Source organism: Telluria sp. LT2P34 (assembly GCF_059685915.1).
The window spans coordinates 379,800-395,032 of sequence record NZ_JCASIN010000002.1 but is presented as its reverse complement, the minus strand read 5'-3'; the positions used below and the strand labels follow the sequence as shown (position 1 = coordinate 395,032).

The following is a 15,233-nucleotide window of genomic DNA, read 5'->3' as shown; positions in this document are numbered from 1 at the left end:
CCATGACCAGTACCACCAAGGACGCGGCGGGCGTCTTCCCGGGCGCGCCCGCAGCAGGCGCGCGGGTCGACCTGCGCACCTGGATCGCGGTGGCCGCCGGCATGCTCGGCGCCTTCATGGCGGTGCTCGACATCCAGATCACGAATTCCTCGCTGCGCGACATCCTCGGCACGCTGAATGCGACCCAGGAAGAGGGCTCCTGGATCTCCACCGCCTACCTGTGCGCCGAAATCGTCGTCATTCCGATGACGGCGCTGTTCGCGCGTGCCTTCGGCGTGCGCCGCTACATGATCGGCACCACTGCGCTGTTCGTCGCGTTCTCGACCCTGTGCGGGGCCGCCTGGAACCTGGAGAGCATGATCGTGTTCCGCATGCTGCAGGGCTTCACCGGCGGCGCCCTGATTCCGATGGCGATGACGCTCGTGATGACGCGCCTGCCCGCTTCCAAGCGCGCGGTCGGCATGGCCATCTTCGGCCTCACCGCGACCCTGGCGCCGGCCATGGGCCCGACCCTGGGCGGCTACCTGTCCGAGCTCTACGGCTGGCCATCGATCTTCTATATCAACTGGGTGCCGGGCGTGCTGCTGATCGCCGGCATGATGTACGGCCTGGACCGCGAGCCGATGCAGATCCGCTCGCTGATCCACGCCGACTGGCTCGGCATCGGCCTGATGGCCATGGGCCTCGGTTGCCTCACGATCTTCCTCGAAGAGGGCAATTCGAAGGACTGGTTCGATTCGCAGTTCATCATCAACTTCGCGGCGCTGGCGCTGATCGGCATCCTCGGCTGGATCACGGTTGCCTTCACGCGCCAGCAATCCTTCGTCAACCTGCGCTTGTACGGGCAGCGCAACTTCCTGGTCGCCACCGTGCTGTCGGCCGTCACCGGCATGGGCCTGTATGGTTCGTCCTATCTGCTGCCGCTTTACCTGGGCCAGATCGCCGGCTACACGCCGATGCAGATCGGCGAAGTGATCGCCTGGGTCGGCCTGCCGCAGCTGCTGGTGATGCCGTTTGCCGCCGCCTTGTCCTCGAAAGTCGACAACCGCATCCTGTGCAGTTTCGGGCTGCTGCTATTCGGCGGCTCCTGCCTGATGAACGCCTTCATGGACGCCTCCAGCGGTTACGACCAGCTGGCCTTCACCCAGGTGGTGCGCGCCATCGGCCAGCCCTTCGTGATGCTGACGCTGTCGAATTTCGCGATGAACGGGATTGCGCCGAAAGACATGCCGTCGGCCTCGAGCCTGTTCAACATGACGCGCAACCTGGGCGGCTCGATCGGCATCGCCATGCTGGCGACCACGCTCACCAACCGCGAGCATTTCCATTCGGCGCGCCTGGGCGAGTCGGTCTCCAGCTACGCCGCGCCGACCCAGCAGCGCATCGAGCAGATCACCCAGGGACTGGTGGCGTCGGGCGTCGACCCGGCCACGGCCGCGCAGCAGGCGCTGTCGGTGCTGGACCGCGTCGTGCGGCGCGAAGCCTATGTCATGGCCTACAACGACGCCTTCTGGATCGTCGGCCTGATCCTGGTGGGCTGCATCGCCATGGTCTGGCTGGCCGACAAGGTCAAGTCGCCCGGCGGCGCCGGCGGTGGCGGCCATTGAACTCTTTTAAAAAGATGAGAAAAACGATGTTCGATTCCTTTACGAAGCGCGCCGGCGTGGCTGCGGCGCTGGCCATGCTGGCGGGCGGCTGCTCCACCATCGGCCGCGATTTCGTCGCACCAAAACCGATCGAAACGCCGGCCTACCACCATGCGGCCAGGGCGCCGGATACCGCGCCGGATGCCGCGCCGGATACCGCGCCGGATACCGCGCGCCTGCCGGCAAGCTGGTGGACCGTGTTCGACGACGCCACCTTGAGCAGCCTGGAACAGCGCGCGCTGCGCGACAACCCGGGCGCCAGGGCGGCCGGGCAGCGCCTGCTGCAGGCGCAGGCCCAGCTGGGCGTGCTGCGCGCCGGGCAGTCGCCCAACCTGTCGCTGAACGCGGGCGTATCGAATGCGCGCACCTCGGCCGAGACTTCCCAGGCGCTCGCCCTGGGCGGACGCGCGGTCGAGGGCAACAACTTCGCGGTCGGCGCGGCGCTGTCCTATGAACTCGATTTATGGGGCCGCGTGCGGCGCGTGGTCGAAGCGGCCGACGCCCAGGCGCTGGCCGCGCAGGACGACCGCGACGGCGTGCTGTTGCTGCTCTCGAGCCAGGTGGCGCAAGCCTACTGGCAGCTGCGCGGACTGGACCGGGAAAGCGCGATCCTGACCGAGGCGCTGGCCACCCGGCGCGAGGCGCAAGGCCTGGTCGAGGCGCGCTTCGAGGGCGGCCTGTCGAACGAGCTGGACGTATCGCGTGCGCGCATCGAGCGCGCCAATGCCGAAGCCGACCTGCACGACGTGCAGCGCCAGCGCCGCCTGGTCGAGCATGGCTTGGCGCTGCTCGTCGGCGCCACGCCGGGGGCGCCGCTGGTGCCGGCCCTGGCCAAGACGGCGCTGCCGCTGCCGCCGCACATTCCGGTCGGCCTGCCCGCCAGCCTGCTGGCCCAACGCCCGGACCTGGCGGCCAGCGTCGCCAACCTGCGCGCGGCAAATGCGCAGGCGGCGGTGGCCGAAGGCGCCTTTTATCCCGCGCTCACGCTGACCAGCAATTTCGGCTTTGCGTCGGAGTCGCTGCGCGAACTGGCCAGCGGCAGCGCGCGCCAGTTCTCCATCGGACCGCTGGCCCTGTCGCTGCCGGTGTTCGACGGCGGCCGCAATGCCGCCAACCTGGCCCTGTACCGGGCGCGTTACGAGGAAGCGCTGGCGAACCACGAAAACCGCCTGCTCGGCGCGCTGCGCGAAGTCGAAGATGCGCTGTCCGATGCGCAGGGCCGCCAGCAGCAGGGCGAGGTGCAGGCCGAAGCCCAGGCCGCCGCCGCCCGCGCCCTGCTGGTGGCGCGGGCACGCTACGAGCACGGCCTGTCGACCTATCTCGACGTGACCGACGCCCAGCGCAGCGCACTGGCGGCCGACCGCGCCGCGGCCCAGATCCAGACCCAGCGTTTGCTGGCCTCGGTGGCGGTGGCGCGTGCGCTGGGCGGCGGGTGGAAGGAAGCAGCGCCTCTGGCGACGGTGCGTTGATGTTTGTATGACGCGTGGGGCGGGTGAAACGCCGGTCCGCCTCGCCAACCGTATTACAATTCCCCGGTTGCCTTTCAACCAATCCAGGGGACCCATGAAATACTTCTTCGCTCCAATCGTACTGGCGATTGCCGCCAGCATGGTCAATGCGGCCCATGCGGCCGACGCGCCCGCCGCCAAGCCGCAAGCCGCCAGCGTCGCCGAACTGAACGCGATGGCGAAGCGCTTCGCCCCGGTCGAGCTGCGTGCGGATATCGCGGCGCTGTCGAAAGGCGACCGCGCGGCGATCGCGAAACTGATCGAAGCGGCAAAGGTCATCGATACCCTGCAGCTGCGCCAGCGCTGGGCCGGCAACGAAGCGCTGTGGGCGGCCCTGCAGAAGGACAATTCTCCGCTGGGCCGCGCGCGCCAGCAGGCCTTCTGGCTGAACAAGGGACCCTGGTCCATCCTCGACAACAACACGTCGTTCATGCCGCCCGCGTATGCGGGCATCGCCATCCCGGCGCGCAAGCCCGACGGCGCGAATTTTTATCCGGCCAGGGCCAGCAAGGCCGAGCTCGAGACCTGGATGAATGCGCTCCCGGCGACGGAAAAGGAAGCGGCGCAGTGGTATTTCACGGTCATCCGCAGCAGCCCGGACGGCAAGTTCCGCACCGTAAAATATTCGGAGGAATACAAGCCGGAGCTGGAGCAATTAGCCAAGCTGCTGCGCGAAGCCGCCGTCAGCACCGACAACGCGTCGCTGAAAAAATTCCTGAACCTGCGCGCCGACGCTTTCCTGTCGAACGATTACCTGGCCTCGGATTTTGCCTGGATGGACCTCGATTCGCCGGTCGACATCACGATCGGCCCGTACGAGACCTATAACGACGAACTGTTCGGCTACAAGGCCGCCTTCGAGGCCTATGTCAGCGTGCGCGACGCCAAGGAAACCCAGAAGCTGAACTTCTTCGGCAAGCACATGCAGGAGCTGGAAGACAACCTGCCGGTCGACAAGCAGTACCGCAATCCGAAGGTCGGGGCGATGGCGCCGATGGTGGTGGTGAACCAGCTGTATGGCGCCGGCGACGGCAACATGGGCGTGCAGACCGCGGCCTACAACCTGCCGAACGACGAGCGCGTGATCCGCGAGCGCGGCTCGAAGCGCGTCATGCTGAAGAACATCCAGGAAGCGAAGTTCGCCTCGACATTGAAACCGATCACGCAGCTGGTACTGCGCCCGCAAGACCGGAAGGACCTCGATTTCGATTCCTTCTTCACCCACATCCTGGCCCACGAAATCATGCACGGCCTCGGACCTCACAGCACCAGGGTCGGCGGCAAGGAATCGACCCCGCGCCAGGAGCTGAAGGAGGCCTATTCGACCATCGAGGAAGCCAAGGCCGACGTCACCGGCCTGTGGGCGCTGCGCTACATGATGGACAAGGGCCTGCTGAAGGACACGCTGGGGCAGGGGGTGCAAGCCGAGCGCAAGCTGTACAACACCTTCCTGGCTTCGAGCTTCCGCACGCTGCACTTCGGCCTGTCCTCGTCGCATGCGCGCGGCATGGCAATCCAGGTCAACTACCTGCTCGACAAGGGCGCTTTCGTGTCGCATGGCGACGGCACTTTCTCGGTCGATTTCAAGAAGATCAAGCAGGCCGTGATCGACCTCGACCGCGAGTTCCTGACGATCGAGGCGACCGGCAACTATGCGCGCGCCAAGGCGATGATGACGAAATACGTCGTCATCCGGCCCGATGTGCAAAAGGCGCTCGACAAGATGAAAGCGGTGCCGAACGATATCCGTCCAGCCTTCGTGACGGCGGCCAGTCTGAGCGCCGGGAACACGAAATAGCCACTAATAGTCACTCGCTGTCAAATCCGGCAAAGCCCGCCAACATTTTGCCGGAAAAATTGTTGTATTTGATTAACTGGATAAATACCTGAGGGCAATTCTGCTATAGTTTCGGTCTTTCCGCAGGGCAATAACCATCCATATCTGCCCTGTCCGCCGCCGGAGCGATGTTCCGGACATACTTTAGCGAGTCCTCAATGTCTTCTTCAAAATTGACTATCGGCACCCGGCTGGCGCTGGGTTTCGGTGCCTTGCTGGCGCTGATGATGGTGCTGACCGCCCTGGCGGTCAGCCGCGTCGGCCAGATCGACGCCACCCTGAACCACATCAACGACGTTAACAACGTCAAGCAACGCCACGCGATCAATTTCCGCGGAAGCGTGCACGACCGCGCCATCGCCCTGCGCGACGTGGTCTTGTCCGCCGACGCGGCTGCGGCCAAGGTGGCAAACGAGCGCATCGCTTCGCTGGCAGCCAATTATGAATCCGCGGCCGTGGCGCTCGATGCGCTGTTCGCTGCCCGCACCGACATCCTGCCTGAAGAGAAAAACGCACTGGCGGCGATCAAGGCCGACGAGCGCAAGACCATGCCGCTGATCGCCAAAGTCGCCGAGCTGCACCGCGCCGGCGACCTCGAAGGCGCGCGCACGCTGCTCGCTGGCGAAGCCGGCCCGGCCTTCGTCGGCTGGCTGGCCAGCGTCAACGTCCTGATCGACCTCGAGGAAAAATTGAACAAGGATGCGGCGGGCGGAGCGCGGGCGCTGAGCGGCAGCTTCTTTACCTGGATGCTGGTGCTGTGCGCCATCGCCGTGGCGAGCGGGGCGCTCGGCGCCTGGTTCATCAGCCGCGGCCTGCTGCGCCAGCTCGGCGGCCAGCCGGATTATGCAGCCAGCATCGTCGGCAGCATTGCCGCCGGCAACCTGGGCGTGCAGATCGACACCGCGCCCGACGACAACACCAGCCTGCTGTTCGCGATGAAGGGCATGCGCGACAGCCTGGTGGCGATCGTGTCCCAGGTGCGTAACGGCACCCTGACGATCGCGAATGCCTCGACCGAAATCGCGGCCGGCAACCAAGACCTGAGTGGCCGCACCGAGAACCAGGCCGACACGCTGAAAGACACCGCCGCTTCGATGACGGAGCTGACCGATACCGTGCGCCAGAACGCCGACAACGCCCGCCAGGCGAATGCCCTGGCCGAATCGGCCTCGAGCGTGGCGCTGCGCGGCGGCGCCGTCGTGGCCCAGGTGGTCGAGACCATGGCCTCGATCAACGCTTCCTCGAAGCAGGTGGTCGACATCATCGGCGTGATCGACGGGATTGCCTTCCAGACCAACATTCTGGCGCTGAATGCCGCCGTCGAAGCGGCTCGGGCCGGCGAACAGGGCCGCGGCTTTGCGGTCGTTGCCACCGAGGTGCGCAACCTGGCCCAGCGTTCGGCGGCGGCGGCGCGCGAAATCAAGGCGCTGATCGGCAGCTCGGTCGAGCGCGTCGATGCCGGCGCCCGCCTGGTCGACGAGGCCGGCAGCACGATGGACGAGATCGTCAACAGCGTCAAGCGCGTGACCGACATCATGGCCGAAATCAGCTCGGCCAGCGCCGAGCAGAGCGCCGGCATCGAGCAGGTGAATGCCGCCATCGGCCGCATGGACGAGGCGACGCGCCAGAACGCCACCCTGGTCGAGCAGGCCAGCGCCGCTGCCGCCTCGCTGCAGGACGAGGCGGCGACGCTGGCCGACGTGGTCAGCGTTTTCAAGATGCACACGGAAACGAGCGCCCCTGTTGTTTCGAAGCCGCACAGGAAGGCTTTAGCATTGTCGGCTTGAAAACCCACAAAAATATTTCTGATTGGGAAGATATTCTGGGTTCTAGAATTGCTTTAAGGCATTTCACCGAACCCGGAAATCTCCCATGTTCAAATCCCTGTTGTCCTTCTCGCTGCTCGCCAGCAATCTCGCCCAGGCCGCCGAACTGACCGCGCTCGAACAGCGCTGGCTGCAAGCGGCAAGCCCGGTCCTGGCGTATTCCCGCACCCTTCAATTACCCGTGGACGTCATCGTCCAGCCGCAGGCAGGCCCCACCGACGTGCCGCTGGCGATGGGCTTCGAGCGCGGCCGCTGCAAGCTGGTGCTGTCGCTGCGCGGCAATCCGCAAGCCGAGACCTTGCTGGCCAGCGTGCCGGCCGAGCGCCAGGGCGAACTCATCGAAGCGATGGCGGCGCACGAAGTGGCCCATTGCTGGCGCCATGCGCAAGGCGCCTGGAAGGCGCTGCCGGCCGGCTTTGCCGAAGTGGGCGAGGAAAGCGCGAGCGACCCGCGCCTGCTGGCCGCCTCGAAGGCGCTGCGCGAGTCGCGCCGCGAGGAAGCCTACGCCGACCTGGCGGCGCTGGCCTGGACCCGGCATCGCAATCCCGCCGCCTACGGCCGCGTGCATGGCTGGTTGGAGCAGGTACGCAATGCGCAGACCGTGTCGCGCGGTGGCCACGATACCCGGGCCTGGGTGGCGCTGGCGCGCGACGCCGCCAGCATTGCGCAGACCGGGGCGCCGTTCGAAGATGCGGCGCCGCTCTGGCGGCAGGGACTGCTGCAAGATTAGCGGCCCTTATCCGATTCGGCCAGGTTCGCCGGCATTCGTGGTATTTCCTGTAAGGGTACGTTGACGCACAGATGGTGCGTGGGGTGGGGCGTTTAATCATCCGATTACAACAATCACATCAGGGAACTCCACCATGAAATCATTGCTCGCCACCTTGCTGGCCGCCGCGGCCGGCGCCAGTTTCGCCGCCGCTCCCGCCCCGGCCAACGACGCCGCTGCTTACCGCACCCTCAGCCAGAAGGCGGCAGCCGATTACCAGACGGCCAGCGCGAAGTGCGACGCCAGGAAGGGCAATGACAAGGACGTTTGCATGGCCGAGGCCAAAGCCGACCGTGCTCGCAGCGAGTCCGACGGCATCGCCAGGTACAACAATTCGGAACAGAGCCGCGCCAACGCCCGCACCAAGCTCGCCGAAGCCGAGTACGAACTGGCCAGGGAACAGTGCGACGCCAAGAGCGGCGCCGCGAAGGACAGCTGCATGGACAACGCCAAGGCGGTGCGCACCGCCGCGCTGGCAGACGCCAGGGCCGGACGCACGGGCGCCGCGTCCACCGCGCCATCCGCAAGCGCCGGCCTGATCGCCAGCACCGATACCAAGGATCCGGTCAAGGCCGCCGCGGTCGCCAAGTGCGAGAAAGCCGGCGGCGCCGACACCGCCTGCCTGGTCGACAACAAGGGCAGGGCGACGACGCTGATGAACCGTACCGACAGGGCCGCCAAAGAAGTCGACGGCGCCGCTACCGAAAAGAGCACGAACAAGGCGAAATAAGCAGGGTGCATGAAGCGGCGCTGCCCTTTATCGGGCGGCGCCTCGGCCTTTAGGTATAATTTTCGGGTGAATAAACTCGAAGCCTTTGGATACATCGTGGCGCAGGCAGCCCGCGGTGAGATCACTTTCCCCTCCAGCGTCAATGCAGCCTTGCGCCTGCAGCAGGCGCTCGACGACCCCGATTGTCCCCTCGACGAAGCGATCCGCCTGGTGCTGGCCGAGCCGCAACTGGCGGCGCGCACCGTTGCGCTGTCCAATTCGGCGGCCTTCGGCGGCGGCGGCGGGCCACCCATCACGAATGTGCGCGCGGCGATCACGCGGATCGGCTACCGGCGCTTGCAGGCGCTCGTCGCCAGCCTGATCGTGCGCCAGTTCGGCAGCCGCATCGCCGACCCTGGCCTGCGCGCCAAGGCCGAGCAGTTGTGGGAGCACACCGTCCATGTGGCGGCCCTGGCCGGCGTGCTGGCGCGCCGCGTGACGGGCGTCAATCCCGACACGGCGCTGTTCGCCGGCATCATCCACGAGGTCGGCGGTTTCTATCTGCTGTCGCGTGCCGACGAGTTTCCCGGGCTGCTCGACGACGACCCTGAAAACTGGGGCGAGCTGTGCGAAGACGTGGTGGCCACGGAAGTGATGAAAAAGCTGTCCGTGCCGGCCCCGGTGGCCGAGGCCATCGGCGAACTGCGCAAGGCATGGATCAACATGCCGCCCTCGACCCTGCTCGACACGCTGCTGCTGGCCAATCAGTACGCCGCAGTTGCTTCGCCTTTGGGCGGAGCGGCCGACCCCTTGCCCAACCATGCCGACAGCGCGCTCGACCTCGTGGTCGACGCCGAGATGCTGGCCGACATCCGCGCCGAGGCCGAGGAAGCCTGCCGCGCGCTAGGCGGGCCGCTGCTGGTCTAGGACTGCCACGACGCCGCAGGCCGCGCCAAGAAGATGCGCCTGCCAGGCCACGGCCACGCCCTGGGGCAGGCTGGACAGGCCAGCGCCGACGCCGAGCGCCTGAAAAACGGTCGCCGCCGCGATGACGGCGCCGCCCGCCAGCAGGGCGGGGCGCCAGTGTCCGGCATGGCGCCACAGCAGCGCGGCGGCGGCGACCAGCAGCATCGCCGCAAGGCTCGATGCGCCGCGGTATTCCGTCAGGCCGGGCAGCATGGCCAGCAGCAGCGAGATCGCGACGCCGGCCAGCACGACCCGGCGCAGCAGGCGGGCGGACCCGATACTGCGCTCGATGACCGAGCCGGCGGCCAGCAGCACCAGTGCGTTCGTCAGCGCATGCGGCATGCCGAAATGGACCAGGTGGCCGCTCAACAGGCGCCACCACTGCCCGGCCAGGATGGCCTCGCGTTCCCATGCCAGGCCGGCGCGCAGCGTCTCGGGCAGGCAGGCCAGGCCGAGGCAGGCCAGCGCCAGGCCAGTCGCGACCCTGGCCGATTCAGGCGGCGCGACGCCGCGCATGGCCGAGTACCAGAAAAGCCAGCGCTGCCAGCGCGCCCAGCCAGCCGGCGTCGCCTCCACCCTTGTAGCCGGCCTCTTTCGATACCTTGAATTGCTGCGGATTGGCTTTCACGCGCTCGGGGAACTTGCCCAGTTCCGCCTGCAATTGGGGGATCATGCGTCCCAGGGCTTCGTGATAGCCCTGCGATTGCGCCACGCGCGCTTCTTCGCTGAAAGCGGCAATCGACGCCACTCCCTTGACCTGGCTGCTGCCCGGCGCGCGAAACAGCAGCTTGCGGCTTTTGACGTCGAACACCGCCGCATCGAGCAGGGTCTGGACATCGTACTGGTCGCCCGCGATCAGGTAAGCGCCGACGATCGACCAGTACAGCAGCGCCATGCCGTTGTTGTCGTTGAAGCGCACCTGGTCGTAGGAGAGCAGTGCGACGACGTCGACATCGAACATGCGCGCCACCTGGTCGAGGTTGTCGAAGCCGCCCCCTGGACGCAGGTAGGACGAGGGAATGACGTCGATCCTGCCGACGTAGGTGTGCGACGCGAAGGCAGCTTTCACACGCTCCAGCATCAGGTGCTTTTCCTGTTCCGACGGCGCCATGCCGGTGTGCGAGCCGGGGACGAAGGCGATGCCGACGCGTACCGGCAAGCGCAGTTCGGTCACGGTCGGCTCGAGTTTCGGCGCGACGCTCGCTGCCGGATACAGGTAGTCGACGATGCTGCCGGCGTGACGCGCGCTGCGGGTGTGGGTCGAGGCGCAGGCCGCCAGCAAAGCGGCGAGGAGGAGCAGCAGGGAATAACGAAAGAAGCGCATGGGGCACCTGTCAGTGGTTGGACAACACAGGTGCGCATGCTGTCACGAGACAGGGCAGGGGGTAAGGCCTGGCGGCGGGGTAGCGCGGTGTGCACCCGGCGGTATCGCCGGGCAAGCCGTTGTCAGGAATCGTCCGCGTCGATCCAGCGGATCCGGCCGTGGCTGGTGTCGTTCAGGCGGGCCCCGAAGGCGTCGACAGCCGCCTCGGGCAGGCTGAAGGCGAAGACGACATCGTCGCCATGCATCACGTCCTCGAGGATGGCGCCGGCCGCCTCGAGTTCGCGCCGGATCATGCCCTCGAAGGCGTAGGGCGCGACGCAACGAAGCGAGGCAAGGCGCACGATCGCGACCTTCTCCGCGCCCAACAAGGCTTGCGCGACGCTGTCGGTGTAGGCCCGCACCAGGCCGCCCGCGCCGAGCTTGACGCCGCCGAAGTAGCGCACGACGGTGGCCAGTACGCCGTCGAGGTCCTGGTGGCGCAGCACATCGAGCATTGGCCGGCCGGCGGTGCCGCTCGGCTCGCCATCGTCGACCGCAGCCGAGTGCCCGCCCGCCAGCAGCGCCCAGCACACGTGCGCCGCGCCCGGGTGCGCGGCGCGCAGGGACGCAACCACCTGCTGCGCACCGGCGCGGTCCGCCATCGGCTGCACGCACGCGATGAAGCGGCTCTTCTTGATGAGGAGTTCGTGGTGGACGGGGGCGGTGATGGTCTGGAACACGGGGCTGGTTCGGAGGCTGGTTCGGGCGCCGCTTCGGACGCGGAAACAAAAACGCCAACCGTGAAGGTTGGCGTTTTCGCTGAATCTTTGGTAGGCCGTGCGGGATTCGAACCTGCGACCAACGGATTAAAAGTCCGCTGCTCTACCAGCTGAGCTAACGACCCGAAGAAGGCAATATTATAGCCGGACTCTTGTGAAAGTCCAAGGACTTCATTCAGGTTTCGACATCCTTGTCTTCCGCCTTGGCCTCGCGCATGGCTTCCGGTTCCAGCTTTTCGGCTTCGACGTTCATCCGGACGAACAGGCCCCAGCTCGCCAGCAGGAGGGCTGCAGCCACGCCGATCGATGCGACATGCGGCAGGAATTCTGGCTTGGTATGCATGAACTGGAAGACCCCGACCAGGCATTCGACCCCGAGCGACACGACCACCACGATCAGGAAGCGTGACAGGAAGCGGCGCAGCCGGGTGGGCGAGCCCACGTGCACCGCACGCTGCACTTCCTCTTCCAGCACGGTCTGGCCCAGTTCGAGGGCAGCCACGGCAATCGTCAGCAAGCCGATGCATTCGAGGATCAGCCGAAAGCGCTCTTGGATCGATTGCTCGCCGGATGGGAGCAGCGCCGACCAGATTTCGATGGCGCCCATCACGATCAGTGCGAAGCCGCAGGCGAAGAACAGCAGGGCGACCGAAATATAGCCAACAGCGCCAATTTTTTGCAGGAATTTCACGAAGAGCCTCGGGTGTTGATGTGTAAGCACTTTAGCATTTGTGCACCCTGGATTCGTTTCAGTAGGAATGTGCGCGTTCGCCGTGGCGAAAACTGCTCTTTGGCAATCCACATGCGCTTGCGCAAGCTTGCACACGATTGGAACTTATATCGTTGCAATGCATTGATTTGCCGCGTACACCCGGCAAATCTGGCAAAACCTACAAGGAGCGTTCTTGGGCATGCATACCGCCTTGGTGGACCAGGTCACCGCCGCGCTGGCGGAGTTTTCCAGCGCCAGCAGGTTGTATGAATTGTCGATCGGCGATGACGAATACCGCTCGCGCACCCTGCTGGTGGAAGCCTTTAGTGCCAGCGATGCGGTCGACGCGATCGGCGTTCGCGATGTGATCGTCCTGTCGACATCGGTGCAGGTGCGGCCCGACGCGCTGCTGGGGCAAACCGCCGCCTTGCACGTGAGCCTGGCGAATGGGACGCGCTCTCGTTACGCTGGCGACATCACCGAAGTCGAGCAGCTAGGCAGCGACGGCGGCCTGGCGCGCTGCCGACTGCGCCTTACACCATGGCTGTGGCGCCTGGAACAGGTTCGCAACAGTCGCGTCTGGCAAGACAAGCGCGTGCCGGACATCGTCGACGCCGTGTTCCAGCCCTATCGCCCGCTCGCCAGATGGCGCTGGAGTGCGGAAACGTCCTCGTTCATGGCCACTGCGCGGCCGCGCAGCTATTGCTGCCAATACCGCGAGTCCGACCTCGAATTCCTTGCCCGGCTGCTGGCCGAAGAAGGCCTGTCCTGGCGCTTCGAGCACACCGACGAGGGCCCGGGCCTCGTGTTGTTCGCCGACAGCCGCGAAGCGGACGCCATACCCGACGACGCGACGGTGGCGCTGGATGACGCGATCCGCTATCACGGCGTGGGCGCGACCGAGCGGCACGACACGGTGCAGGCGCTCACCGCCGGCAAACGTCTGCACGCCTCGCTTGTCAGCCTGCTCAGCTACGACTACAAGGCAAAACAGGCGGTTGCGACGAGTTCGCCCTCGCACTACCGCCATGACAAACTGCCCGACCTCGAGTTCTTTGATGTGCCGGGGCAGTACGCGTGGACGACCCGCGCCGAAGCACGGCGCTACGCCGATTTGCGCATGGAGGGCCACGAAGCCCGCCGCGCCCTGTGGCAGGGACGCTCGACCGTGCGCACCCTGCGCGCCGGCACCCGCCTGGCGATATCCGGTACGCCCCTACAGGCATGCGGCGAGCGCGCGCGCTTCACGGTACTGAAAGTGACCAGCGTCGGCGTCAACAACATGCCGCCGCCGGCCCGCCACGCCCTGGCCGAGCTGTTCGGGCCGATTCCCGAGCTGCTGGAACAATTCAAGCACGACGACCGCCCGGCCGATTTTGCCCTCGTCGTCGCCCAGGCGCAGGAGACCGGTTACGCGAACTGCTTCGAATCGATCGAGGCTGCTACGCCCTGGCGGCCGGCGTGCCGCGACCGGAAACCGACGGCGCACGGCGCCCAGAGCGCCATCGTCATCGGCGCCGACGGTAGCGACCAGCCCAAGGGCGCCGACGAAGTTTATTGCGACCGCCTCGGCCGGGTCCGCATTCGCTTTCACTGGCAGGACAGCGGCAATGCAAGCTGCTGGGTGCGCGTTGTCCAGCGCGCCGCCGGCGGCGGCATGGGCGCCCAGTTCCTGCCGCGCATCGGCCAGGAAGTGCTGGTCCAGTTCCTGGAGAACGACATCGACCGGCCGGTCATTGTCGGCGCCCTGTACAACGGGCGAGGAGAGGGCGGCATCGCACCGACGCCTGGCGGCGCCAGCCCGTCGACAGAGCGAGGCTCGCCTTTCGCTGGAGCGAATGATCACGCCACTTCAGCCCAGGGCAACCTGGCCGGCGGGAACAGTCCGGTCTGGCATGGCGCCTCAGGCGAGAGCGGCGGTCACCGCAATCTGGCGGCCCAATGGGGCATCCGCAGCAAGGAATTCGGCGGCGCGGGCTACAACCAGCTGCTGTTCGACGATACCGATGCGCAGGGACGCGTCCAGCTGCGCAGCACGCACGCATGGAGCGAACTCACCCTCGGCCACCTGATCCACGCCGCCGACAATTATCGCGGCAGCTTTCGCGGGCTCGGCGCCGAGCTGCGCACCGATGCTTACGGCGCGCTACGGGCAGGGAGAGGCTTGCTGGTGTCGAGCTACCAGATCACGCACAGCGCCATGGCGCGCGATGCGGCGGCCGACAACGCGGCCGGAATCGCAATGCTGATACAGGCCGTGAAGCTGGCGGAGACCTTCAGTGCGGCTGCTGTCACCCATCAGACCGTCGGCCTGGCGGCCCACCTGGGCGCGTCGCGCGCGAACGCGAGTGCGCTGGATGACAAGGCGGCGCCACTGAAAGCCTTGCTGACTTCCGTATCGGGGATGGTCGGCGCGGACTCGCTCGAGGTGGGCTTGGCAGATGCCGCAGCAAAAAATACCAGCGGGGGCAAGGGCAAGTTGCCGCATTCGACAGACGCCGTCATCGCCATCGCGGCCTAGGACGGGTTCGGTGCGGTGGCGGCGCACAGCCTGCAGCTTGCGAATGGCGAGACCGTCACGCTGATGAGCGGGCAGGACACGCAGTTCGTTGTCGGCGGCCAGATGCGCATGCAGACCGGCCAGGCCATCGGGGTGCTGGGCGGCGCGGTCAAGGCCGGGGAGGGTGGCCTGGGCTTGCAGCTGATTGCGGCGAAAGACGCAATCGACATCCAGGCGCAGGGCGATGCGCTTAAGGTGCAGGCGCGGGACGAAGTGAACGTGATCAGTGCGCATGCGCATATCGATTGGGCGGCGGCGAAGCGGATCAGCTTGTCGACGGCGGGCGGGGCGAATATCACGATCGAAGGCGGGAATATTACGGTGCAGTGTCCGGGAAAGATTGTTGTGCGCGCGGGGAAGAAGAGTTTCAGTGGCCCGGGCAATACAAACGTCAAATTACCTACCCTGCCACGCGGACTAATGAAGTTCGATGAAAAATTTCAGTTAGTCGATCCAGCTGGAGATCCTGTAAAGAACGCGCGCTACTCAATCGCGCGTGCAGATGGGGGAGCGATAGAAGGCGTGACGGATGACGACGGCATGATTTCACTCCAACAGGGTTTTTCTCCCGAGCAGGTACGCATAACAATTCTAGGGCGGGTAAGCAAATAATGAAGG

At 66.1% G+C, this 15,233-nt stretch carries 11 protein-coding genes, 1 tRNA gene and 1 pseudogene; 8 read left to right on the top strand and 5 right to left on the bottom strand.

Going from position 1 to position 15,233, the window contains the following annotated elements; all coding sequences use genetic code 11:
- Positions 1-2 precede the first annotated feature (2 nt).
- From AC56KZ_RS07660 to AC56KZ_RS07630, 7 genes are all read left to right on the top strand, one after another.
- Positions 3-1,607, top strand: coding sequence for a DHA2 family efflux MFS transporter permease subunit (locus tag AC56KZ_RS07660; RefSeq protein WP_497161555.1), 1,605 nt, complete (start codon positions 3-5; stop codon positions 1,605-1,607).
- A gap of 26 nt (positions 1,608-1,633) precedes the next feature.
- The gene (locus AC56KZ_RS07655; protein WP_497161554.1) at positions 1,634-3,115 is read left to right on the top strand and encodes an efflux transporter outer membrane subunit; all 1,482 of its coding nucleotides are present in this window, start codon (positions 1,634-1,636) and stop codon (positions 3,113-3,115) included.
- Positions 3,116-3,209: 94 nt separating this feature from the next.
- Positions 3,210-4,952, top strand: coding sequence for a dipeptidyl-peptidase 3 family protein (locus tag AC56KZ_RS07650; protein WP_497161553.1), 1,743 nt, complete (start codon positions 3,210-3,212; stop codon positions 4,950-4,952).
- Positions 4,953-5,149: 197 nt separating this feature from the next.
- Positions 5,150-6,778: a methyl-accepting chemotaxis protein gene (locus AC56KZ_RS07645; protein ID WP_497161552.1), complete on the top strand. Its 1,629-nt coding sequence runs from the start codon at positions 5,150-5,152 to the stop codon at positions 6,776-6,778.
- An 85-nt stretch (positions 6,779-6,863) separates the two neighbouring features.
- Entirely contained in the window at positions 6,864-7,547 is a 684-nt protein-coding gene (locus AC56KZ_RS07640; RefSeq protein WP_497161551.1) for a hypothetical protein, read from the top strand.
- A 133-nt stretch (positions 7,548-7,680) separates the two neighbouring features.
- Positions 7,681-8,316 carry a BON domain-containing protein gene (locus AC56KZ_RS07635; protein WP_497161550.1) on the top strand — a complete coding sequence of 212 codons (636 nt, stop codon included), beginning with the start codon at positions 7,681-7,683 and terminating at the stop codon, positions 8,314-8,316.
- Positions 8,317-8,382: 66 nt separating this feature from the next.
- Positions 8,383-9,222 (top strand): HDOD domain-containing protein, encoded by an 840-nt coding sequence (locus AC56KZ_RS07630; protein WP_497161549.1) that lies wholly within the window; start codon positions 8,383-8,385, stop codon positions 9,220-9,222.
- On the opposite strand, the gene AC56KZ_RS07625 is transcribed toward AC56KZ_RS07630, so the two are convergent.
- The 5 genes from AC56KZ_RS07625 to AC56KZ_RS07605 form a co-directional block, all read right to left on the bottom strand.
- Positions 9,199-9,777, bottom strand: a complete 579-nt coding sequence (locus tag AC56KZ_RS07625) for a rhomboid family intramembrane serine protease (RefSeq protein ID WP_497161548.1) — start codon at positions 9,775-9,777, stop codon at positions 9,199-9,201. The two genes, AC56KZ_RS07630 and AC56KZ_RS07625, sit on opposite strands and share 24 nt — an antisense overlap.
- Positions 9,755-10,585, bottom strand: coding sequence for a rhombotarget lipoprotein (rhlP, locus tag AC56KZ_RS07620; RefSeq protein WP_497161547.1), 831 nt, complete (start codon positions 10,583-10,585; stop codon positions 9,755-9,757). Before rhlP ends, AC56KZ_RS07625 begins: the two co-directional genes overlap by 23 nt.
- Positions 10,586-10,707: 122 nt before the next feature.
- Entirely contained in the window at positions 10,708-11,304 is a 597-nt protein-coding gene (locus AC56KZ_RS07615) for an IMPACT family protein (protein WP_497161546.1), read from the bottom strand.
- Positions 11,305-11,392: 88 nt separating this feature from the next.
- A tRNA-Lys gene (locus tag AC56KZ_RS07610) sits at positions 11,393-11,468 on the bottom strand.
- Positions 11,469-11,518: 50 nt separating this feature from the next.
- Positions 11,519-12,034 (bottom strand): hypothetical protein, encoded by a 516-nt coding sequence (locus tag AC56KZ_RS07605; protein ID WP_497161545.1) that lies wholly within the window; start codon positions 12,032-12,034, stop codon positions 11,519-11,521.
- Positions 12,035-12,254: 220 nt separating this feature from the next.
- Here AC56KZ_RS07605 and AC56KZ_RS07600 point away from each other — a divergent pair.
- Positions 12,255-15,227 (top strand): annotated as a pseudogene (locus AC56KZ_RS07600) (type VI secretion system Vgr family protein).
- Positions 15,228-15,233 lie beyond the last annotated feature (6 nt).